At 58.2% G+C, this 21,906-nt stretch carries 27 protein-coding genes; 24 read left to right on the top strand and 3 right to left on the bottom strand.

The features are described from left to right. Window position 1 precedes the first annotated feature (1 nt). Window positions 2-400 carry an ATP synthase F1 subunit epsilon gene (gene atpC, locus J3348_RS05990; RefSeq protein ID WP_005938085.1) on the top strand — a complete coding sequence of 133 codons (399 nt, stop codon included), beginning with the start codon at window positions 2-4 and terminating at the stop codon, window positions 398-400. 127 nt (window positions 401-527) lie between these two features. On the opposite strand, the gene udk is transcribed toward atpC, so the two are convergent. Further along, on the bottom strand, window positions 528-1,157 hold the full coding sequence (gene udk, locus J3348_RS05985; protein ID WP_097777133.1) for a uridine kinase: 630 nt from the start codon (window positions 1,155-1,157) through the stop codon (window positions 528-530). Between the two features lie 184 nt (window positions 1,158-1,341). Between udk and J3348_RS05980 the strand changes: the two genes are divergently transcribed. Then, window positions 1,342-2,961: a phospholipase D-like domain-containing protein gene (locus J3348_RS05980; protein WP_207698546.1), complete on the top strand. Its 1,620-nt coding sequence runs from the start codon at window positions 1,342-1,344 to the stop codon at window positions 2,959-2,961. A 113-nt stretch (window positions 2,962-3,074) separates the two neighbouring features. Here the strand turns inward: J3348_RS05980 and J3348_RS05975 are convergent, their stop codons facing one another. Both J3348_RS05975 and J3348_RS05970 read right to left on the bottom strand, forming a co-directional pair. Further along, the gene (locus tag J3348_RS05975; protein ID WP_005921120.1) at window positions 3,075-3,362 is read right to left on the bottom strand and encodes a zinc-ribbon domain containing protein; all 288 of its coding nucleotides are present in this window, start codon (window positions 3,360-3,362) and stop codon (window positions 3,075-3,077) included. 308 nt (window positions 3,363-3,670) lie between these two features. Further along, window positions 3,671-4,867 carry an acetate kinase gene (locus J3348_RS05970; protein WP_097781256.1) on the bottom strand — a complete coding sequence of 399 codons (1,197 nt, stop codon included), beginning with the start codon at window positions 4,865-4,867 and terminating at the stop codon, window positions 3,671-3,673. Window positions 4,868-5,122: 255 nt separating this feature from the next. Between J3348_RS05970 and J3348_RS05965 the strand changes: the two genes are divergently transcribed. From J3348_RS05965 to rplX, 22 genes are all read left to right on the top strand, one after another. Beyond that, complete coding sequence (locus J3348_RS05965; protein WP_207698545.1) at window positions 5,123-6,328, top strand: nucleotidyltransferase family protein; 1,206 nt, start codon at window positions 5,123-5,125, stop codon at window positions 6,326-6,328. 137 nt (window positions 6,329-6,465) lie between these two features. Beyond that, window positions 6,466-7,782, top strand: coding sequence for an NAD(P)-dependent oxidoreductase (locus tag J3348_RS05960; protein ID WP_207698544.1), 1,317 nt, complete (start codon window positions 6,466-6,468; stop codon window positions 7,780-7,782). Between the two features lie 153 nt (window positions 7,783-7,935). Next, the gene (locus J3348_RS05955) at window positions 7,936-9,483 is read left to right on the top strand and encodes a DUF1538 domain-containing protein (RefSeq protein WP_207698543.1); all 1,548 of its coding nucleotides are present in this window, start codon (window positions 7,936-7,938) and stop codon (window positions 9,481-9,483) included. 12 nt (window positions 9,484-9,495) lie between these two features. After that, window positions 9,496-10,197: a P-II family nitrogen regulator gene (locus J3348_RS05950; protein ID WP_207698542.1), complete on the top strand. Its 702-nt coding sequence runs from the start codon at window positions 9,496-9,498 to the stop codon at window positions 10,195-10,197. A gap of 114 nt (window positions 10,198-10,311) precedes the next feature. After that, the gene (locus J3348_RS05945) at window positions 10,312-11,181 is read left to right on the top strand and encodes a YitT family protein (RefSeq protein WP_207698541.1); all 870 of its coding nucleotides are present in this window, start codon (window positions 10,312-10,314) and stop codon (window positions 11,179-11,181) included. 108 nt (window positions 11,182-11,289) lie between these two features. Beyond that, a complete protein-coding gene (locus J3348_RS05940; RefSeq protein WP_005938058.1) occupies window positions 11,290-11,544 on the top strand; it encodes a DUF1858 domain-containing protein in 255 nt (84 codons plus the stop codon). Between the two features lies 1 nt (window position 11,545). Further along, window positions 11,546-12,256, top strand: a complete 711-nt coding sequence (locus J3348_RS05935) for a class I SAM-dependent methyltransferase (protein ID WP_120079774.1) — start codon at window positions 11,546-11,548, stop codon at window positions 12,254-12,256. 88 nt (window positions 12,257-12,344) lie between these two features. Continuing rightward, window positions 12,345-13,121: a Nif3-like dinuclear metal center hexameric protein gene (locus J3348_RS05930; RefSeq protein ID WP_207698540.1), complete on the top strand. Its 777-nt coding sequence runs from the start codon at window positions 12,345-12,347 to the stop codon at window positions 13,119-13,121. A 192-nt stretch (window positions 13,122-13,313) separates the two neighbouring features. Further along, the gene (locus J3348_RS05925; protein ID WP_207698539.1) at window positions 13,314-15,068 is read left to right on the top strand and encodes an NFACT RNA binding domain-containing protein; all 1,755 of its coding nucleotides are present in this window, start codon (window positions 13,314-13,316) and stop codon (window positions 15,066-15,068) included. Window positions 15,069-16,032: 964 nt separating this feature from the next. After that, window positions 16,033-16,344, top strand: coding sequence for a 30S ribosomal protein S10 (rpsJ, locus tag J3348_RS05920; protein ID WP_005934923.1), 312 nt, complete (start codon window positions 16,033-16,035; stop codon window positions 16,342-16,344). Between the two features lie 97 nt (window positions 16,345-16,441). Beyond that, window positions 16,442-17,074, top strand: a complete 633-nt coding sequence (gene rplC, locus J3348_RS05915) for a 50S ribosomal protein L3 (protein WP_005938036.1) — start codon at window positions 16,442-16,444, stop codon at window positions 17,072-17,074. A 14-nt stretch (window positions 17,075-17,088) separates the two neighbouring features. After that, window positions 17,089-17,712 (top strand): 50S ribosomal protein L4, encoded by a 624-nt coding sequence (gene rplD, locus J3348_RS05910; protein ID WP_005938033.1) that lies wholly within the window; start codon window positions 17,089-17,091, stop codon window positions 17,710-17,712. After that, window positions 17,712-18,008: a 50S ribosomal protein L23 gene (rplW, locus tag J3348_RS05905; protein ID WP_005938030.1), complete on the top strand. Its 297-nt coding sequence runs from the start codon at window positions 17,712-17,714 to the stop codon at window positions 18,006-18,008. Before rplD ends, rplW begins: the two co-directional genes overlap by 1 nt. A 78-nt stretch (window positions 18,009-18,086) precedes the next feature. Continuing rightward, a complete protein-coding gene (gene rplB / locus J3348_RS05900; protein ID WP_097777144.1) occupies window positions 18,087-18,917 on the top strand; it encodes a 50S ribosomal protein L2 in 831 nt (276 codons plus the stop codon). A gap of 17 nt (window positions 18,918-18,934) precedes the next feature. Further along, window positions 18,935-19,201, top strand: a complete 267-nt coding sequence (rpsS, locus tag J3348_RS05895; RefSeq protein ID WP_005921883.1) for a 30S ribosomal protein S19 — start codon at window positions 18,935-18,937, stop codon at window positions 19,199-19,201. Window positions 19,202-19,219: 18 nt separating this feature from the next. Continuing rightward, window positions 19,220-19,555 carry a 50S ribosomal protein L22 gene (gene rplV / locus J3348_RS05890; RefSeq protein WP_005921882.1) on the top strand — a complete coding sequence of 112 codons (336 nt, stop codon included), beginning with the start codon at window positions 19,220-19,222 and terminating at the stop codon, window positions 19,553-19,555. A gap of 12 nt (window positions 19,556-19,567) precedes the next feature. After that, complete coding sequence (gene rpsC, locus J3348_RS05885) at window positions 19,568-20,272, top strand: 30S ribosomal protein S3 (RefSeq protein WP_005938023.1); 705 nt, start codon at window positions 19,568-19,570, stop codon at window positions 20,270-20,272. Further along, window positions 20,272-20,712, top strand: a complete 441-nt coding sequence (gene rplP, locus J3348_RS05880) for a 50S ribosomal protein L16 (protein WP_005938020.1) — start codon at window positions 20,272-20,274, stop codon at window positions 20,710-20,712. The genes rpsC and rplP overlap by 1 nt, the downstream gene beginning before the upstream one ends. Then, window positions 20,702-20,887 (top strand): 50S ribosomal protein L29, encoded by a 186-nt coding sequence (rpmC, locus tag J3348_RS05875; protein WP_005921879.1) that lies wholly within the window; start codon window positions 20,702-20,704, stop codon window positions 20,885-20,887. Before rplP ends, rpmC begins: the two co-directional genes overlap by 11 nt. Window positions 20,888-20,899: 12 nt before the next feature. After that, window positions 20,900-21,157 (top strand): 30S ribosomal protein S17, encoded by a 258-nt coding sequence (gene rpsQ / locus J3348_RS05870; protein ID WP_005938017.1) that lies wholly within the window; start codon window positions 20,900-20,902, stop codon window positions 21,155-21,157. A 41-nt stretch (window positions 21,158-21,198) separates the two neighbouring features. Further along, window positions 21,199-21,567: a 50S ribosomal protein L14 gene (rplN, locus tag J3348_RS05865; protein ID WP_005938014.1), complete on the top strand. Its 369-nt coding sequence runs from the start codon at window positions 21,199-21,201 to the stop codon at window positions 21,565-21,567. Window positions 21,568-21,580: 13 nt separating this feature from the next. Further along, window positions 21,581-21,895 (top strand): 50S ribosomal protein L24, encoded by a 315-nt coding sequence (rplX, locus tag J3348_RS05860; RefSeq protein ID WP_005934911.1) that lies wholly within the window; start codon window positions 21,581-21,583, stop codon window positions 21,893-21,895. Window positions 21,896-21,906: the final 11 nt, after the last annotated feature.

Here is a 21,906-nt window from a genome sequence, read left to right as displayed (position 1 = left end):
CATGACGACCTTTCATCTGACGGTGGTCACGCCGGACGGCTGCGCCTTTGACGGGCAGGCCGAGCGCATCGTCTGCCGCGCCATTGACGGCGATCTGGCCATCCTTGCCAAACACGGGGATTACTGCACCGCGCTGGGCATGGGCGAAGCCCATATCGTGGATGCCGAGGGCCAGCGCCGCCGCGCCGCCTGCATGGGCGGGCTGCTGAGCGTGCTGGATGGCGAAGTGCGTCTGGTCGCCACCACATGGGAGTGGGCCGAGGAGATCGATCAGGCCCGCGCCGAGGCTTCCAAGAAGCGCGCGGAGGAGATTCTTGCGCAGAAGAACCTCGACAAGCGGGACTACGAGCTGGCTCAGGCGCGTCTCAAGCGCGCACTGGTGCGTACCTCTATCCACTGAGATAAGAAAAAAGGAGCCATTGCACAAACTGTGCGGTGGCTCCTTTTGCGTGCATGATGAAATTAAAATAAGATTTCAGCTGAACATGCCCAGAGCGAATGCGGAGGGCATTTAAATCGTAAAGACGTTACATCATATTTGCCTTCTCGATCAGGTTGCGGATGTGATGGGCCAGCATCTCCACCGCAGCGGTGTTCTCGCCGCCGTTGGGTACAATGATGTCTGCGTTGCGCTTGCTGGGTTCCACAAAGGCTTCGTGCATAGGCTTGACGGTGGTCAGGTACTGCTCGATCACGCTGTCCAGACTGCGGCCCCGCTCCTTCACATCCCGCACCAGACGGCGCAGGATGCGCTCGTCGGCGTCGGTGTCCACATAGATCTTGTAGTCGAACAGGGCGCACAGCTCCGGCTCCACAAAGGGCAGGATGCCTTCCACGATCAGCACCGGTGCGGGCTCGATGTGCTGCACCTTGTCGCTGCGGTTGTGGTTGGAGTAGTCGTACACCGGGCAGTCGATGGCGCGGCCTGCCTTCAGCTCCTGCAGATGGTAGATCAGCAAAGCGTTGTCAAAAGCATCCGGGTGGTCGTAGTTCAGCTTGCAGCGCTCCTCAAAGGGCAGCTCGTCGTGGCGCTTGTAATAGCTGTCGTGGGAGATCAGGCGCACTTCATCCTCGCCAAAACGCTCCTTCAGCCGCAGAGCAAGGGTGGTCTTGCCGCTGCCGGAGCCGCCTGCAATGCCAATGATCAGATTATTCATAGGGGTCCCTCCTGCATCATCCTGCCGCTTTGGGTGGAAAAAAGGGCAGGAATGGATTATAATAGGTGCAAAGCTGCCTGTCCGGGACACAGCGCCGGGCGGGCTTGTTCCTGTACATCATAACACAAACCGGCACATTTTTACAGCCCCAGGGCTGCAAATGTGTGAGATAAGGGAAAATGCCATGCAGAAAAAACAATTTCAGCAAAATATGAAGGACAAGGTCCGGGTGTTTGAGGATGGCGGCATCCGCCTGCTCAAACGGGGACAGAAGGGCGTGGTACACGCTATTTTCAGCCGTTTTGGCCTAGTGCTGGTTCTGCTGCTTTTACAGGCGTTCGCGCTGTTCAGCCTGCTGCAGTGGTTCGGCGAGCTGCTGCCGCATTATTTTGGCGGCACCCTGCTGGTAACAGCGGCAATGATGGTCTATCTGCTCAATCAGGACATGGACAACAGCGTGCGCATCACATGGCTGGTGGTCACAGCGCTGATGCCGGTGCTGGGCGTGCCGCTGTTCTGGTACACCAAAAGTGATGTGGGCCACAATGCCCTGAAGCGCCGCCTGCTGGATCTGGAGGGCCAGACCCGCGCCCAGCTGCCGCAGAATGAGCAGACCGTGGAGCTTTTGCAGGAGCAGGCACCCGAAGCAGTGCCGCTGGCACGGTATCTGCGGGGCAAGGGAGGCGGATTTCCGGTCTATGCCGACACGGTGGCCACCTACTTCAACGGCGGCGAAGCTATGTTCGATGAAATGCTGCGCCAGCTGGAAACGGCAAAAAAGTACATCTTTCTGGAATATTTCATCGTGGATGAAGGCCTGATGTGGGGCCGCATTCTGGAAGTGCTGGCCCGCAAGGCGGCGCAGGGGGTGGATGTGCGGGTGATGTATGACGGCACCTGTGAGTTCTCCACACTGCCGCGGGATTACCCCAGCCGGCTGGAAGCGCTGGGCATCCAGTGCAAGGTGTTCTCGCCGGTCACGCCCTTCGTTTCCACCCACTACAACTACCGCGACCACCGCAAAATTCTGGTCATTGATGGCCAGGTGGGCTTTACCGGCGGCGTGAATCTGGCAGATGAGTACATCAACCACATAGAAAAGTATGGCCGCTGGAAGGACTCGGCCCTGATGCTGGAAGGCGAAGGCGTGCGCTCCATGACGGCACTGTTTTTGCAGATGTGGAGCATCCAGCGCCAGCCAGAGTTTGAGCAGTTCCTGTCCGATCCCATCCCGGCGGCAGCAAACGCCAAGGGCTTTGTGGTGCCCTACGGAGACTGCCCGCTGGACGGTGAGCGGGTGGGCGAAATGGTGTACATGGATATGCTCAACCGCGCCCGGAAGTATGTGCATATCATCACGCCGTATCTGATTTTAGACGGCGAGCTGGAAACGGCCCTGCGCTTTGCGGCAGAGCGCGGTGTGGATGTGCACCTGATCCTGCCCGGCAAGCCGGATAAGTGGTTCGTTTATGCACTGGCCAAGACCCACTACAAGGCGCTGATTTCTTCGGGTGTGAAGATCAGCGAGTGGCAGCCCGGCTTTACCCATGCGAAGATCGTGATCGCCGACGGCGTGGAAGCTGTGGCGGGCACCATCAATCTGGACTACCGCAGCCTGTATCATCACTTTGAAAACGCGGTCTGGATGCGCGGCACCGACTGCATTGCCAACATGGAAGCGGATTTTCAGGATACGCTCACCCGGTGCCGCAGGGTGGAGCAGACGAAAGAAAGTATCTGGCAGGGCAAAAAGCTGCTGCATCTGGCGGGCATCCTGCTCAAGTTTATTGCGCCGCTGGTGTGAAAGACTCCTTCCGTCATGGCTGCGTAAGCAGACAGGAGAAGCTCTTAATACAAAAAGGCCCGCTGCCTTTCGACAGCGGGCCTTTTGTTACCGATTTAAATAAAAATCAGCGCTTAGTTCTGCTTCATGCGAGCGAAGCAGTCAGAGCAGTAGACCGGACGATCCTCACGGGGCTGGAAGGGGACCTTGCAAGCCTTGCCGCAAGCTGCGCAGACAGCATCGAACATCTGACGCTCACCGCTGTTGCTGCGTGCGCCGCCGTTCTTGCGGGCGTCACGGCAGGGCTTGCAGCGCTGGGGCTGATTCTCGAAGCCGCGAGATGCGTAGAACTCCTGCTCACCAGCAGTCCAAACAAATTCCTTACCGCAGTCCTTGCAGACCAGAGTCTTGTCTTCAAACATAGTAGTATCTCCTCTTTAGTTAGTTCTTGCCCACGGAAGGATTGTAACCATACCTTTGGTTTTGGGACCATCGCGCTGATCAGTAAGCTTACCAGGGGCTTGAATGAATGGACGTCCTCCAATTGAGGACTTTTCTATTGTACCGTTCTTTTTGAAATTTGTCAACCAAAAAACAACCATTCGCCTTGTTATTTGTATAGATAGCACAATCCGACAGGGCTGATTTGGGTAAAATAACTGCCGGAAGATGAAAAAGGGGCTGCCGCACATTCCGTGCAGCAGCCCCTGCAAAGCCCTTTGGAAAACGATTACTTCTCGAGGACTTCCTTGGTGTCGCGGGCGATCATCAGCTCCTCGTCGGTAGCAATGACCAGAGTGCGCACCTTTGCGCCCCAGGCAGTGATCTCGCACACATCGCCCACGGGGTGCTTGTTCTTCTCGGTATCGATGCGGATGCCCAGCCAATCCATGTGGTGGCAGACCTTTGCACGGGCAATTGCATCGTGCTCGCCGATGCCGCCGGTGAAGACGATGGCATCCACGCCGCCCATTGCAGCGATGTAAGCGCCAACGGTCTTCTTGATCTGGTAGTTCAGCATGTCGGAAGCCAGCTGTGCGCGCTTGTTGCCGGCAGCAGCTGCCTCTTCCACGTCACGCTTGTCGCTGGAAACACCGGAGATGCCCAGCAGGCCGGACTTCTTGTTCAGGATCTCGTCCAGCTCGTGGCCGGTGATGTTCAGGGTGTACTTCAGGTAGTTGACCACAGAGGGGTCCAGGTCGCCGCAGCGGGTGCCCATCATCAGGCCGGCCAGCGGGGTCATGCCCATGGAGGTGTCCACGACCTTGCCCTGATCCACAGCGGCAATGGAGGAACCGTTGCCCAGATGGCAGGTGATCAGCTTCAGGCGCTCAATGGGCTCTTCCAGATACTCGGCAGCCTTGTGGGCAACGTACTTGTGGCTGGTGCCGTGGAAGCCGTAGCGGCGCACGCCGTACTTCTCGTAGTACTCATACGGAATGGCGTACATATAAGCCTTCGGAGGCATGGTGCTGTGGAAAGCGGTATCGAACACAGCCACCATGGGGATGTTGCCGAACACCTTGCGTGCGGCCTCGATGCCCAGAATGCCGGCGGGGTTGTGCAGGGGAGCCAGAGGGCTCAGCTCGCGGATGGTCTCGATGACCTCGTCGGTGATCAGGCAGCTCTCCTTGAACTTCTCGCCGCCGTGCACGACACGGTGACCGATGGCATCGATCTCGCTGACGTCGTTGATGCACTTGCCTTCGCCGGTGGTCATCTTCTTCACGACCTCGGCAAATGCCTCGGTGTGGGTGGGGAAGATGGCGGGCGTGGTGGCCTTGTGGCCGTTGGCCTCGTGGGTGATCATGCTGCTTTCCATGCCAATGCGCTCGCACAGGCCCTTGCACAGCACCTTCTCGCCGTCCATATCGATCAGCTGATACTTCAGAGAAGAAGAGCCGCAGTTAATAACCAGAACTTTCATCTGTGTTGCCTCCTGTATGTTTTTAGTCTGTCCTCTTTTTAAACCTGAGGACAGAATTTTACAGATTCCTGTGTTTATTATATAATAGGGTGGGCGGCTTTTCAAGCCGCAACCCGAGCAAAGCGGTAAAGCTTGTGTACAAGGTTTTTGTACATCCTGCCCACAAATGCGCAAAACCACTGCAGTTTTCTGTATATACGATATAAATTTAACAATCTTTCCGAGGGCGCAGCAGCCCTGCAGAGGAGCTTATCTATGAAATTTGCCGGTATCATTGCAGAGTACGACCCCTTTCACAACGGCCATGCATGGCAGTTGGCGCAGGCAAAAGCGCTGGGAGCACAGCATGTGGCGGTGGCCATGAGCTGCGGGCTGACCCAGCGCGGCGCACTGCCGCTGCTGCCGGAAGCGGTGCGGGTGCAGGCCGCCCTGCAGTGCGGGGCAGATCTGATATTTGCGCTGCCTGCGCCCTGTGCCTGTGCGGGGGCAGAGGCTTTTGCCCGGGCGGGGGTGCGCATCCTTGCAGCCGCCGGGTGCGATGCGCTGGTGTTCGGGGCAGAGACGCCGGACGCAGCCCTGCTGATGGAAGCTGCCCGGGTGCTGTGCAGCGCAGCCTACCGCACCGAGCTGAAACGCCAGCTTGCAGCCGGTGCCCGCAGCTTTGCGGCGGCGCGGCAGACGGCGGTGGAAGCGCTTTGCCCGGGCACGGCACTGGCCGCGCTGCTGGATAAGCCCAACAACAATCTGGCAGTGGAATACTGCAAGGCCATTCTGGAACAGGAGGCACCCATGACCCCGGTGCCGCTGCCCCGCGTGGGGGCGGGTCACGGGCAGGCCCTTGCCGAAAGCGGCCACGCACAGTTTGCCAGTGCCAGCGCGCTGCGCGCCCTCTGGGCAGAGCAGGGCGCGGATGCGCTGACTCCTTATGTGCCGGAAAAAGCACTGGAGCTGTATAAAAAAGCGGAAATCGACGGAATGTATACGGATCATGCCGCTGCGGGCCGGTGTGAGCTGGCTCTGCTGCGGGCGGCCTGTGCACGACCGGAACCTTTTGCCGCAGTGCGGGGCGTTTCCGAGGGGTTGGACCACCGGCTGGAAAACGCCGTGCGCAGCTGCACCGGCCTGCCCCAGCTGCTGGACGCGCTGACCACTGTGCGTTACCCCCGGGCCCGGATGCGCCGCCTTGCCATGGACGCGGCACTGGGCTATGCGGCGGAGACCGTGCCTGCCCTGCCGCCCTATCTGCATTTGCTGGGGGCAAGGCGGAAAGCACTTGTGCTGCTGAAGCATGCATCCCTGCCGCTGAGCCACTCGCTGGCAAAGCTGGAAAAAGAAAACGATGCCTGCGCCCGTATGGCGGCGGCACAGGCAGCAGCCAGCGATTTTGGCGCACTGTGCCGCCGGGTGCCCGGGCCGATGGGGGGAGTATATCGTCAAAAAATTATTTTTTTGACGAATTGACAAAAAATAATCAAAAAAAATTTATGCAGAAACACTTGTGTCCGGACGGTTTGTGGTGTATGATTAAAGCAATGCAATGTTGGATACAACAAATGAGAATGGAATCAGAAAACCGCACGCAATAAGGAGGAAACTTCATGGCACTTCACGTTCTGGACGAAGCCAACCGCTGTCTGGGCTGCAAAAAGCCGCTGTGCCAGCAGGGCTGCCCCATCCACACCAACATCCCGGAGGTCATTCGGCTGCTCAAGGCAAACCAGATGGACGAAGCTGGCAGGATGCTGTTTGAGAATAACCCGCTGACCACCGTTTGTGCGTTGGTGTGCAACCACGAGAACCAGTGCGAGGGCCACTGTGTGCGCAACCGGATGCCCAGCCACGACCCGGTGCACTTCTCCATTATTGAAGACTACATTTCCACGACCTACGCCAACAAAATGACCGCCGGCCCTGCCCCCAAAAACGGCATGAAGGCGGCAGTCGTTGGCTCCGGCCCGGCGGGCCTGACCATTGCGGTGCTGCTGGCACGCTGGGGCTACGATGTGACCATCTTTGATGCCCGCGATAAAATTGGCGGCGTCATGCGCTACGGCATCCCCAACTATCGCCTGCCGGACAGCGTGCTGGACGATTTCCAGTACCGCCATCTGGAGCTGAAGGGCATCAAGGTGCGGCCCAACACCACCATCGGCAAGACCATCACCATCGATGATCTGTTCCGCGACGGCTACAAGAGCGTGTTCATCGGTGCCGGTCTGTGGAAGGCCAACGCCATGCATATCAAGGGCGAAACTTTGGGAAATGTAGCCTTTGGCATCGATTATCTGGCAAACTCCAAGGCGTTCCGTCTGGGCGATGATATTGCCGTGATCGGCGTGGGCAACTCTGCCATGGACTGCGCCCGCACCGCCATCCGCAACGGTGCCCGCCACGTCACCTGCTATGCCCGCCGCGACGAGAGCTGCATCAGTGCTTCCGAGTACGAGGTGAGCTATGCAAAGCTGGAGGGCGTGGGCTTCCGCTTCTGCAAAGCACCGGTGGAGATCCGCGAGAACGGCCTGATCTGCCGCGATACCGTCAAGGGCGAAGATGGCAGGTTCACTCAGGTGGAGGGCAGTGAGACTTTCTACCCCCACACCGGCGTGATCGTGTCGGTCAGCCAGGGCTCGGAGAGCAACCTCGTCAAGACCACTACCGGTATCGAGACCAACCAGAAGGGTCTGCTCACCGTCAGCGAGGACGGCAGCACCACCCGCGAGGGCGTATTTGCCGGCGGCGATGCCGTGATGGGCGCACGCACCGTGGTGGAGGCGGTGGCTGTGGCCAAGAAGGTGGCCGAGAGCATGGATGCCTACATGAAGAGCCTGCCTGCAGAAGAAGTGGCTGACCCCTATGCCAATATCCCGGTGTTCCAGACCCCCACCTCGGACGTGCTGGCAAAGCAGGAGATCTGACGAAATAAAGACAAACTTGGAAGAAACTGTAAAGCTTCTGCGTCTTTGCCGATCTTTGCCGCTCCGTTTGTTGACGGGGCGGCTTTCGCTTTGTATACTATTCATATACTTGTTTCTGATTTGTACAAACTGGATATAAAACAGTGAAAGGCGGTGGACGCTATCCTGAAAGCATCCCTCCCGAAACTGCGGGAAAAACTATTGGAAGCGCTGCAGGCAGTGCTGCCCATTGCAGCCATCGTGCTGGTGCTCTGCTTTACCATTGCGCCGGTGTCGCCCAGCATCCTGCTGTGCTTTTTGCTGGGGGCCGCCATGATCGTGGTGGGCATCATGTTCTTCACACTGGGCGCGGAGATGAGCATGACCCCCATGGGCGAGCGCGTGGGTGCGGTGATCACCAAAAGCCGGAAGCTGCCGGTGATCTTGGGCATCGGCTTTCTGCTGGGCTTCCTCATCACCATTTCGGAGCCGGACCTGCAGGTGCTGGCAAATCAGGTGCCCTCCATCCCGAACCGCACCCTTATTTTATCGGTGGCGGCGGGCGTGGGCCTGTTTCTGGTGTTTGCCTTCCTGCGTATGCTCATTGGCATCTCGCTGCCAAAGCTTCTGGTGCTGTTCTACGGCATGATCTTTCTTCTGGCGGCGTTTGTGCCCAAGGAATTTCTTGCTGTGGCCTTTGACTCCGGCGGTGTGACCACCGGCCCCATGACTGTGCCCTTTATCATGGCGCTGGGCGTGGGTGTGTCAGCTATCCGCGGCGACCGCCACGCGGCGGACGACAGCTTTGGTCTGGTGGCCATGTGCTCCATCGGCCCCATTCTGGCAGTGCTCATTCTGGGCATCGTGTTCCGCGCCTCGGACAGCACCTATATCCCGCCGGTGCTGCCGGAGGTGAGCGACTCGGTGGAGCTGTGGCAGCTGTTCCATGTCAGCCTGCCTACGTATCTGGAAGAGATCGCTGTCTCGCTGCTGCCCATTATCGTGATGTTCGGCATTTTTCAATTTGTGGCTCTGCACATGGATCGCCGGTCGCTGGGCCGCATTGCGGTGGGTCTTGCGTATACCTACGTGGGCCTTGTGCTGTTCCTCACCGGCGCAAATGTGGGCTTTATGCCCGCCGGTAATTATCTGGGTCAGGTGCTGGCCGGGCAGAGCTTCCGCTGGATCATCATTCCCATTGGAATGCTCATCGGTTACTTCATCGTCAAGGCCGAGCCGGCCGTCTATGTGCTGAACAAGCAGGTGGAAGAGGTGACCGACGGTGCCATTTCGGCCAAGGCCATGGGCACAGCCCTCTCGGCAGGTGTTTCCATCTCGGTGGGCCTTGCCATGGTGCGGGTGCTCACCGGCGTTTCCATCCTGTGGTTCCTCGTGCCGGGCTATGTGTTTGCCATCGGCATCTCCTTTGTGGTGCCAAAGCTGTTCACCGCCATTGCATTTGACGCGGGCGGCGTGGCATCCGGCCCCATGACAGCCACCTTCCTGCTGCCGCTGGCACAGGGTGCCTGCGTGGCCGTGGGCGGCAATATCGTCACCGACGCTTTCGGCGTGGTGGCCATGGTGGCCATGACCCCGCTCATTACGGTGCAGCTGATGGGCCTTGTGGCACAGCTACGCACCCGCAAGGCCCGGCGGCTGCAGCCTGCGGCCATGGGTGCGGCCTTTGCCGGTCTGCCGGACGATGATATCATTGAACTGTAAGGAGGGCGCGGCATGAGTTCGTTGTTTTTGATGGTGACCATCACCGACCGCCGCTCCACTGATGCCTTTTTGCAGCTGTATGAGCAGCGCGGCGTGGATGTGAACCTGCGCACGGTGGGCAGCGGCACAGCGGTGCGGGAGACTCTGGCCACGCTGGGTCTGGAAAAGACCGAGAAGGCCGTGCTGCTGGCGGTGGTGACAGAGGATACATGGAAGGCCGTCCGGATAGACCTGCGCCGCAAAATGCGCATCGACGTGCCGGGCACCGGCATTGCATTCACGGTGCCGCTGAGTAGCATCGGCGGCAGAAGGGCGCTGATGTTCCTCACCCAGCACCAGCCGCTGACATTGAAGGAGGAGAGCACCTTGAAGGATACCCATTACGAACTGCTGCTGGTAATCGCCAATCAGGGCCACACCGGCACCATTATGGATGCCGCCCGCGCCGCAGGTGCCGGCGGTGGCACGGTGATCCACGCCAAGGGTACCGGCATGGAAGGCGCAGCCCAGTTCCTTGGCGTGGAGCTGGTGAATGAAAAAGAGCTGGTGCTCATCGTGGCCCGCACGCCGGAAAAGAACCGCATCATGAAAGCCATCATGGACGGTGCCGGGCCAAAGGCGGGCGCGATCGTGTTCTCGCTGCCGGTGACGGATACCGCCGGTCTGCGTCTGCTGGAGGACGAGGAACCGGTGCAGGAAACCTCTGCGCAGTAAACAACAAAATGTAATTTATTCCGGGATTATTCCGCATTTATGGGCGAAACGCTTGATAAATGCGGATTTTTTCGTTATCATAGAAGAAAGAACTTCAAGAATGAGGGACAAAAGATGATAAAGCTTTCATATGAGCAGCAGATCGCATTCAATTCGCTGTCCATCATCGTGGGCAATGCACTGTATGCGCTCACGGTGGTGCTGTTTCTTGTGCCGTCAGGCCTGATCACCGGCGGTGCCACCGGCATCGCACTGGGCATCAACCGTGCATTGGGACTGCCGGTGTCCGGTGTGCTGTTCGTCATCAACATGACCATGCTTACGGTGGGCTGGGTGCTGCTGGGGCGGCGCTTTGCCATCACCACCATTGCCAGCACCGTGCTCAGCCCCCTGTTTCTGGCCCTGTGGGAGCGGGTGTTCACAGGCTTTGTGCTCACCGATGATCTGGTGCTCAACACCATTTTTGCAGGCTTCGGCGTAGGCATTTCGCTGGGCATCACCATCCGGGCAGGCGCATCCACCGGCGGCATGGACATCCCTCCGCTGGTGCTGAACAAATATTTCCACATCCCGGTGTCGGCCAGTATGCTGGTGTTCGATATGCTCATCCTCTGCCTGCAGGCGGCGTTCAGCCCGCTGCAGCAGTGTCTGTACGGCATCGTGATGGTGATCGTGTATACGGTGGTGCTGGACAAGGTGCTCATCTTCGGCACTACCCGCACCGAGGTAAAGATCATCAGCCAGCACGCCGATGATATCCGCGAGGCCATCTTCACCCAGCTGGACCGCGGTGTGACCGTGCTACATGGCGAGGGAGGCTACAGCCACGAGCCGGAGCAGGTGCTGCTGAGCATCGTGAGCAACCGCCAGCTGCCGAAGCTGGAAAAGCTGGCCCATGCCATCGACCCCACCTGCTTTATGATCGTGAGCCATGTGACCGAGGTGAGCGGGCGCGGCTTCTCGCTGGATAAGAATTACCAGTAAACGCTGAAAATCCCAGCAGATACTTGAAAAACAGTACCGGTTTAGGGTATAGTATAGAAGAACGGTAGGTTATGCCGTGATTTTACCCAACAGGAAAGGAAAACCATCATGTTTGATATTTTCAATATGCTCAAGAAGGAAGAACACAAGGACGCAAAGCAGGTGACCCGCGAGACCATCATCGGCGATATCCTGGATATGGACCAGACCACCGCTCCCTACTTCATGGAGATCGGAATGCACTGTCTGGGCTGCCCTGCATCCCGCGGCGAGAGCATCGAGGAGGCCTGTGCTGTCCACGGCGTGGACTGCGATGAGCTGATCGAGAAGCTGAACGAGCATCTGGCCGCAAAGAAGGCATAAATTGCTGCCCACATTGGATGCGCGTCTGGCTGCCGCCGCAGAGCTTGTGCGGCCGGGAGAGCCGGTGGCGGACATCGGCTGCGACCACGGCAAGCTGACGGCGGTGCTGGCGGCTTCGGGAAAATACCCGAAGGTGATCGGTGCCGACCTGCGGCCCGGCCCGCTGGCAAAGGCAGAGCAGACGCTGGAACATGCAGGCTGTAAAGACCGCGCTGAGCTTCGGCTTGGCGACGGTCTTTCTGTGCTTACGGAGAACGAAGTAGGCAGCATCGTGTTGGCGGGCGTTTCCGCCCAGACCACTTGGGAAATTTTAGAGAAAGCCCCGTGGGTGTTTACCGTGGGAGGGCCGCGGATCATCATGATCCCGGCCACCCGCCACGACGCGCTGCGCCGCTGGTTGTGGGAGCATGGCTTCTCCTTTGCAGCCGACCGCCCGGTGCAGGCGGCGGGCCGCTGGTACGCGGTGATGGCGGCGGAATACACCGGCAGGGTGTATGCGCCCACCTTTGCCGAGTGCCTGTTTGGCAGTACGGGAGAGTGGCCCGAGGGAAAAGGCTACGCCGACTGGCAGAAGGCAAAGCTGCCCCGGATGCGCCTTGGCGTGCCGGATGGCAGTGAACTGGCGCAGGAAATCGATAGTTTATTAGCTGGCTTGCCCTCTCAGGCCGCTTCGCGTCCAGCTCTCCCAAAGGGAGAGCCTTTGGCAAAATGATGAACGCTGCATGGAATGCCAAGGCCTCTCACCATGGGAGAGGTGGCATTGCGTAAGCAATGACGGAGAGGGCGAGGATGGTGAAGATATGATAACAGTTAATCAGGTATACGAAGCAATGCAGGCCATCGCGCCGCTGGAGCTGGCGGAACACTGGGATAATCCCGGCCTGCTGGTGGACTGCGGCGGGCAGATGCACCGGGTGCTGACGGCGCTGGACATCACCCCTGAGGTGGTGGCCGAAGCCGCCGCAAAGCAGTGTGAGATGATCGTGTCCCACCACCCGGTCATTTTTGATCCGCTCAAAAAGATCGGCCCGCAGGATGTGCCTTTCCAGCTGGTGCAGGCAGGCATTTCTGCCATCTGTATGCACACCAATCTGGATGCTGCCGAGGGCGGCGTGAACGAGGTGCTGGCAGGCATCTTTGACATGAAGAATATGGAAACCTTTGCCGAGGGCTGCGGCCGTGTGGGAGCCATTGAAGAAATCGCGGTTCCGGAGCTTGCCCGCAAGGCACAGCAGGAGCTTGCTGCGCGCTGCAACCAGCCGAAGAACGGCCCGGCGGTGCAGGTGAAGTTTGTGGATGCGGGTAAGCCGGTCAAGCGCTTGGCGGTCATCAGCGGTGCGGGCGGAAGCCTGTTTGCAGATGCCATTGCTATGGGCGCGGACTGCCTGCTGACCGGTGAAGCCAACCACCACCATGCCATCGATGCCAAGCGGCTGGGCCTTTCGCTCATTGCGGCGGGCCACTATGCCACCGAATTTCCGGTGACTGCCGCCGTGGCTGCAAAGCTGCGCGCCGCCCTGCCGGAGCTGGAAGTGCTGGTGAGCACCGAGAACCGGGACCCGTATACGTATTTATAAGGGAAAGCTGCTGCTTTTTCTTGCGGCGATTTTCCGGCTGAGATGAAGATTGCCGCTGCAGCCTCTTCTGTGAAAGAGTAATTCGGCAAAGCCCGCAGGCTTGGCCGAATTACAAATACAAATAAAAATTCCGCTGATTATGGCCAAAGCGAATGCGGCGGCCATTTAAAATCGTTAAATGAGGTAAACACTATGGCATTGGATGCCGCGACACTGGCCCTTACGGCAGCAGAGCTCAAAGCAACGCTGACCGACGCCAAGATTGCAAAACTATTTGAACCCACCCGTGATGAGCTGGTGCTCACCCTGCGCACCCGCACGGATACCTATGCGCTGCTGCTTTCGGCCCGCAGTGGTTCCGCCCGCGTGTGCCTGACCGAAGAAAGCTTTGAAAACCCGGAAACGCCGCCCTCCTTCTGTATGCTGATGCGCAAGCATCTCACCGGCGGCAGGCTGCTGGACGTGCACATGGAGCCGGGAGACCGCATCGTCTATTTTGATTTCCAGTGCACCAACGAGATGGGCGACCTTGTGCGCAACACCCTGTGTGCCGAATTGATGGGCCGCTACTCCAATCTGGTTCTGGTGCAGAACGGCAAGATCATTGACGCACTCAAGCGCGTGGATTTTGAGGACAGCGATGTGCGCCAGCTGCTGCCGGGCCTGCCCTACACCACGCCGCCCAAGCCTGCAAGACCGGATTTCCTGTTGGTGAGCAGTGCGTCCATCGTGGCAGCAGCCTGCCAGAGAGATCTGCCGGTGGCTGATGCCCTCAACAAGACCGTGGCCGGTGTTGGCCCGGTGGTCTGCCGCGAAGCTGCATGGCGTGCCTTTGACGGCGAACATCTGCCCGCCAATGAGCTGACCGAGGAACAGAAGCGCAAGCTTATGGCCTCCATCGATGAACTGAAGGAAGAGCACGCAACCGGCGGTACGCCCTGCAGCGTCACCGACCCCAGCGGAAAGCCCATCGAGTATACCTTCTTCCGCCCGCAGCAGTACGGCGAAAAATATATTATAAAGGAGTGGCCCTCCTTCAACGCCATGCTGGAGGGCTACTACGCTGAGAAGGACCGCGCGGAACGCCTGCGCACCAAAAGCAAGGAGCTGCACAAGGCGGTGCACAATATGTACGAGCGCGCCGTGCGCAAGCAGGCCGCCCGTCAGGAAGAGCTTGCTGCCAGCGGCAAGAGCGAAAAGCTGCGTCTGTACGGTGAGCTGCTCTCGGCAAACCTCTATCTGGCCCAGAAGGGCATGAAGAGCATCACGGTGCCCAACTGGTACGACGAGGGCAAGGAAGTGACCATCCCGCTGGACCTGCGGTTCACACCCAGCCAGAACGCCCAGAACTTCTTCAAGAACTATAAAAAGAAGCAAACCGCCGCCCGGATGCTGGTGGATCTGCTGGCAGAGGGTGAAAAGGAGATCGCCTATCTGGAAACGGTGCTCTACGAGGTGGAGTCCGCTTCCGGCGAAGCGGCCCTCAACGAGATCCGGGCAGAGCTGAAGAGTCAGGGCTACCTGAAATACTACAAGCAGCGGGATAAGCGCCAGAAGCCTGCAGATTTCCTGCGGTTCACTTCCACCGATGGCTTTGAGATTCTGGTGGGCCGCAACAACGTCCAGAACGACAAGCTCACCCTGCACACCGCCCGGGGCAAAGACCTGTGGTTCCATGTGCAGAAGGCCCCCGGCAGCCACGTTGTGGTCATGAGCCGGGGCGAGGAGATTCCGGACACCACCAAGCAGGAGGCCGCGGAGCTGGCAGTCATCTACTCCAGCACCTACAAGGCAGGCACCGGCGCCAAAGTGGCGGTGGACACCACCGAGGTGAAGAACATCTGGAAAGCCAGCGGTGCAAAGCCCGGCATGGTGCTGTACGAGGTGTACACCACGGTCTATATCACGCCCCGGGATGGGCTGGCGGAACAGCTGAAAAAGAAATGATCTAAATGGCCTCCGCTTTGCTCTGGCCGTCTTCAGCGGAAGAATTATTTATATTTTCGGCATACCGGAGCGTCTGCGGACGCTCCGGTATGCCATTTTCACGGGTGGGGTCGTAAAGGCGACCGGCATCTGCAGCGCCTGCTTCCTGCGGAAGCAGCAGCGCGGCAGGAAAGCAGCCTCGCCCTCTCCGTCTGCTCACTACGTTCGCATCCACCTCTCCCAAGGGGAGAGGCCTTGGCAAAGAGATGAAGTTTGCGTGGACTGCCAAGGGCTCTCCCTTTGAGGAAAGACTTCCCCCGCGCCGGGGGAAGATGGCGCGTAAGCGACAAAAGGGGGAATCTGGCAAAGCCGACAGGCTTTGACTGAGAGGGCGAGGACGGTAGTGCTCCGGCCCTGCCTTTTATTATATATGTATAAAAGCGGCAGAACGGTCCATACTAAGCACTGCGCAGCGGGCGCGGCAGAGTTTTCCACCGGCAGAAAAGCCTGCGGATTGTGCATCTTGCACAGAAAATGCGCGCTTTGACAAAACGGAGAAAATAAAAAAGAAAATTCGTTCTTTTTTCTAAAAAACACTTGCCAAATGCACGAAGGTGTGATAGAATAACTCTCGGCTGCAAAGGGCTTGTGCGATACAAGTCGTGCAGGCCAGCGATATGCGTAGATGCGGGAGGTTGTCATCCGGCGATAGCTGCGATGGGTTATTTCCGCGGAGTATGTCCGATCTTAGAACCGGGCGAAAGAATTACTGACAGCGATGGAATACGTTCCCTCGGCAGAGAAGTTACTCCTCTGCGAAACGGGCGGAACCAATGTTCGGATTTGATTTGCTAATATGTTTCCGGGAGAACTGCCATGCGGTTCACCGGTTTTTATAGTGCCAAATCGAGGAACACCCGGAACTGTGTAGAGCAATTTATCGGCTCGCCTAGGGCAAAATCAATTTTTTCAGGAGGCGTAAGCAATGGCAGTCAAAGAGAAAATCAGAATCCGTCTGCAGAGCTATGATGCTCAGCTGATCGATGCCGCAGCAGAGAAGATCGTGGAGACCGCAAAGCACACCGGTGCACGCGTGTCCGGCCCCATCCCCCTGCCCACCGATCGTGAGATCGTTACCGTTCTGCGCGCTACCCACAAGTACAAGGATAGCCGCGAGCAGTTCGAGAGCCGCACTCATAAGCGTCTGATCGACATTCTGAAGCCGTCCAACAAGACGGTCGAGGCTCTGATGAGCCTCCAGCTCCCCGCTGGCGTGGACATCGAGATCAAGCTGTAAAAGACACTCGATCAAATTCGATGCCCTCGTTTCCCGAGGGGTCATGTTGGCAGTGACGTGCGCTGCCAACCAATAACCTTTACAGGAGGAAAAGAAAATGGTTAAAGGCATTATCGGCAAGAAAGTCGGTATGACCCAGCTGTTCGACGCGAACGGCAAGGTCGTTCCCGTCACCGTCATCGAGGCTGGTCCCTGCACCGTCGTGCAGAAGAAGACCGTCGAGAGCGATGGCTACCAGGCTGTTCAGCTGGGCTTCGGCGAGGTTTCCGCCAAGAAGGTCAACAAGGCAGCTGCAGGCCACTTCAAAAAGGCAAACGTTGCCCCCAAGAAGACCCTGCGCGAGTTCCGTCTGGAAGATGTTTCCGCAATGAACGTTGGCGACGTGCTGAAGGCTGATGTCTTCGCAGAGGGCGACAAGGTGGACGTTGTGGGCGTTTCCAAGGGCAAGGGCTACCAGGGCGTTATCAAGCGCTACGGTCAGCACCGTCTGCGTGAGAGCCACGGCACCGGTCCTGTTGCTCGTCATGCAGGTTCTAACGGTTCCACTTCTACCCCTGCTCGCGTGTTCCCCGGCAAGCGCCTGCCCGGCCACATGGGCTTTGTGCGCGTCACCGTGCAGAACCTGACTGTTGTCAAGGTTGACACCGAGAACAATCTGATCGCTGTCAAGGGTGCGGTCCCCGGTTCCAAGGGCACCATCATCACTCTGGCCAACAGCGTGAAGGCGTAAGGAGGAAAGCTACAATGGCAAAGTTTAACGTAGTCGATATGAACGGTCAGCATGTTAGCGAGATCGAGCTTTCCGACGCCGTGTTCGGTATCACCCCGAACGAGAAGGCTGTCCACATTGCTGTGGTGAACTTCCTGGCCAACCAGCGTCAGGGCACCCAGAACACCAAGATCCGCATGGAAGTTTCCGGCGGCGGCAAGAAGCCCTGGCGTCAGAAGGGCACCGGCCACGCTCGTCAGGGTTCCATCCGTGCACCGCAGTGGACTCACGGCGGCGTCGCTCTGGGCCCCAAGCCCCGCAGCTACAACTACCACATCAACAACAAGGTCAAGCGCCTGGCTCTGCTGAGCGTCCTGTCCGACAAGGCTGCCAATGGCAACATGGTCGTTGTTGACAAGTTCGCTTGCGATGAGTACAAGACCAAGACCGTGGTTGCAATGCTGAACGCTGTTGGTGCCGGCAAGAAGAACCTGCTGGTCAACGAGACTGTCGATGCAAAGTTCGTCAAGAGCGCTGGCAACATTGCCGGTGTGAAGACCACCTTCGCAGGCAGCGTGAACACCTACGATGTGCTGAATGCCGACAAGCTGATCATCAGCGTCGACGCAGCTAAGAAGCTCGAGGAGGTGCTTGGCTAATGAAAACCGCACATGATATCATCCTGAAGCCGGTCATTACCGAGAACTCCATGGCTGGCATCGCTGACAAGAAGTACACCTTCAAGGTCGCTACCGATGCTACCAAGGTCGAGATCGCTCAGGCCGTTGAGGTCCTGTTCCCGGGCGCTAAGGTCGCAAAGGTCAACACCATCTCTGTGCGCGGCCGTTTCCGCCGCCAGGGCATGCACGCCGGTTACACCGCTGCATCCAAGAAGGCTATCGTGACCCTGACCAAGGACTCCAAGGAAATCGAGTTCTTCAACAGCATGGTCTAAGCCGAACCCGCCGAGGGTTCCTCTATGGGGATATGACCCCGATAATAATTCATAAGATAAACAAAGGAGAATAGCACTATGGCTATCAAGAAGTATGGCCCCACTACTCCGGGCCGCCGCGGCATGACCGTCACGGATTACAGCGTCCTGTCTAAGGTCGCTCCCGAGCGCAGCCTGCTGGAGCCCATGAAGAAGCACAGCGGCCGCAACAACACCGGTCGCATCACCGTCCGTCATCAGGGCGGCGGCAACCGCACCAAGTATCGTGTCATCGACTTCAAGCGTCAGAAGACCGATATGCCCGCTACCGTCAAGACTCTCGAGTACGATCCGAACCGCAGCGCATTCATCGCTCTGGTCGAGTACACCGATGGCGTCAAGAGCTACATCATTGCTCCCGATGGCCTGAAGGTGGGCGATGTGGTCGTCAGCAGCAAGTCTGCCGATATCAAGCCCGGCAACTGCCTGCCCTTCGAGAACATCCCCGTCGGTACCATCATCCACAACATCGAGCTGTATCCCGGCCGCGGCGCTCAGCTGGTTCGTTCCGCTGGCAACATGGCTCAGCTGATGGCTAAGGAGAATGGCTACGCTCTGGTTCGTCTGCCCTCCGGTGAGATGCGCAACGTGCCCGTGAACTGCACCGCAGTCATCGGTCAGGTTTCCAACATCGACCACGAGAACGTCAACCTGGGCAAGGCTGGCCGCAAGCGCCACATGGGCGTCCGTCCCGGCAGCCGTGGTACCGTCATGAACCCCTGCGACCATCCCCACGGTGGTGGCGAGGGCCGCGCACCTGTTGGTCACTCCGGTCCTATGACTCCCTGGGGCAAGCCCGCTCTGGGTCTCAAGACTCGCAAGCATCATAAGCGCTCCGATAAGCTGATCGTGAAGCGTGCAGGTAAGTAAGAGAGGAGTTTAAGACAATGGGTAGAAGCATTAAAAAAGGACCTTTCGTCCAGGCTGCTCTTATGAAGCACGTTGAAGCGATGAACGCTTCCGGCAAGAAGCAGGTCATCAAGACCTGGAGCCGCGCCTCCACGATCTTCCCCGAATTCGTTGGTCACACCTTTGCCGTCCACGACGGCCGCAAGCATGTGCCTGTGTATGTGACTGAGGACATGGTTGGCCACAAGCTGGGTGAGTTCGTTCCCACCCGTACCTTCAAGGGCCACACTGGTAATTCTAAGTAATAGAGGGAGGAACACAACATGGAAGCTCGGGCAATTCTTCGTTATGCCCGCATTAGTCCTCGTAAGGTGTCTATCGTTATGGACCTGATCCGTAACAAGCCCCTGGACGAAGCGCTGGCAATCCTGCAGTACACCCCGAAGGCAGCTTGTGAGCCCCTTCTGAAGCTGGTGAAGTCTGCAGCCGCTAATGCGGAAAACAACTTCAATATGGACAAGAACAACCTCTACGTCGCCGAGTGCTACGTCTGCCCCGGCCCGACGCTGAAGCGCATGATGCCTCGTGCACAGGGCCGCGGCTACCGCATCCTGAAGCGCACCAGCCACATGACCGTTGTTCTGAAAGAGAAAGAGTAAGGAGGGAAAACAATGGGCCAGAAAGTAAATCCGCACGGCATTCGTGTCGGCGTTATTAAAGACTGGGACAGCCGCTGGTTTGCCTCCAAGAAGGATTTCAGCGATAACCTCGTCGAGGACCACAAGATCCGCACTGAGCTGAAGGCTCAGCTGAAGGATGCTGGTGTGCCCAAGATCGAGATCGAGCGTACTGTGGACCCGTCCACTTCCGCTCCTCGCGTAACTGTCAACATCTACTGCGCTAAGCCCGGCATGGTCATCGGCAAGGGCGGCGAAGAGCGCGTTGCTCTGCAGAACAAGCTGACCAAGGAGTATGGCAAGACTGTCATCGTCAACGTCATCGAGGTCAAGAGCGCTGCTACCAACGCTCAGCTGGTTGCTGAGGATATCGCTCGTCAGCTGGAGAACCGCGTGACCTTCCGCCGCGCCATGAAGCAGTGCATGCGCAATGCCATGAGCCCCCGCGATCGCGCAACCGTTCCCGCAAAGGGCATCAAGGCAATGTGCTCCGGCCGTCTGGGCGGCGCTGATATCGCTCGTACCGAGAGCTATCACGAGGGCACCATCCCCCTGCAGACCCTGCGTGCTGACATTGACTACGGCTTTGCAGAGGCTGCTACCACCTACGGCCGCATCGGCGTCAAGGTGTGGGTCTACAAGGGCGAAGTCCTGAAGAGCGCTAAGACCGCTCAGAAGAAGGAAGGAGGCAACAAGTAATGTTACTGCCTAAGCGTGTTAAGTACCGCCGCGTCCAGCGCGGCCGCATGACCGGTAAGGCTACCCGTGGCAACGTGGTGTGCCAGGGCCAGTACGGCCTTGTTGCTCTGGAGCCGGCATGGATCTCTTCCACCCAGATCGAGGCTGCTCGTGTTGCCATGACTCGTTACATCAAGCGTGGCGGCAAGGTGTGGATCAAGATCTTCCCCGATAAGCCCGTGACTGAAAAGCCCGCTGAGACCCGCATGGGTTCCGGTAAAGGCTCTCCCGAATACTGGGTCGCTGTTGTGAAGCCCGGCCGCGTTCTGTTCGAGCTGGCAGATGTCGATGAGGCAACTGCTCGTGAGGCACTGCGCCTGGCTATGCACAAGCTGCCCATCAAGTGCAAATTTGTTGTCCGTGAGGACTCCGTGAAGGAGGATGGCACCAATGAAGGCTAATGAACTCCGCGAAATGCAGACCGCAGAGCTGACCAGCAAGCTGGCAGACCTGAAGGCCGAGCTGTTTAACCTGCGCTTCCAGCATGCCATCAACCAGCTGGAGAACCCCGGCCGCATCGAAGCAGTCAAGAAGGACATCGCCCGCGTGATGACCGTTCTGGCTGAGAAGCAGTAAGGAGGTTAAACGATGGAAGAACGTAATCTGAGAAAGACCCGCGTCGGCGTCGTCGTGTCCGACAAGATGGATAAGACCATCGTGGTTGCCGTTAAGGATAGCGTGCAGCACCCCCTGTACAAGAAGATCCTGAAGCGTACCGCCAAGTTCAAGGCTCGTGATGAGCAGAACGAGTGCGGCATCGGTGACCGTGTTGAGATCATGGAGTGCCGCCCCCTGTCCAAGGATGTGCGCTGGCGCCTGGTCCGTATCGTTGAGAAGGCAAAGTAATTTGCCCGCTGCTTTGAACAGTTTGAAAGGAGATATCTGATATGGTTCAGATGCAAACTTATCTCAAAGTTGCCGACAACACCGGTGCCAAGGAGCTGATGTGCTTCCGCGTGCTGGGCGGCACCCGCAAGAGATACGCAAACATTGGTGACGTCGTGGTCTGCTCTGTCAAGAAGGCAGCCCCCGGCGGCTCCGTTAAGAAGGGCGACGTCGTCAAGGCTGTCATCGTGCGCAGCAAGCATGGCGTCCGCCGCGACGACGGCTCCTACATCCGTTTCGATGAGAACGCCGCCGTTATCGTTATGGCCGACAAGAGCCCCAAGGGTACCCGTATCTTTGGACCCGTTGCTCGCGAGCTGCGTGATGCCGGCTACACCAAGATCCTGAGCCTGGCTCCGGAATCGCTGTAAGGAGGTTTTAAAAATGAATAATCTTCATGTTAAAACCGGCGACAACGTTATGATCATCAGCGGCAAGGACAAGGGCCACACTGGTAAGGTCCTGCAGGTCAGCCCCTCTGAGAACAAGGTCATCGTTGAGGGCCAGAACATGGTTACCAAGCACGTCAAGCCTCGTCGTCAGGGCGAGCAGGGCGGCATCGTCAAGGCTGAGGGTGCTATGTACGCATCCAAGGTCATGCCCATCTGCCCCAAGTGCGGCAAGGCCGTGCGTGTGGGCCACGTCGAGAAGGACGGCAAGATGGTTCGCGTCTGCAAGAAGTGCGGCGCTGAGCTGTAAGAAAGGAGTAA

The organism is Faecalibacterium sp. Marseille-Q4896 (assembly GCF_017377615.1).
Taxonomy (GTDB): domain Bacteria; phylum Bacillota; class Clostridia; order Oscillospirales; family Ruminococcaceae; genus Faecalibacterium; species Faecalibacterium taiwanense.
This window is presented reverse-complemented; position numbering and strand designations above follow the sequence as displayed.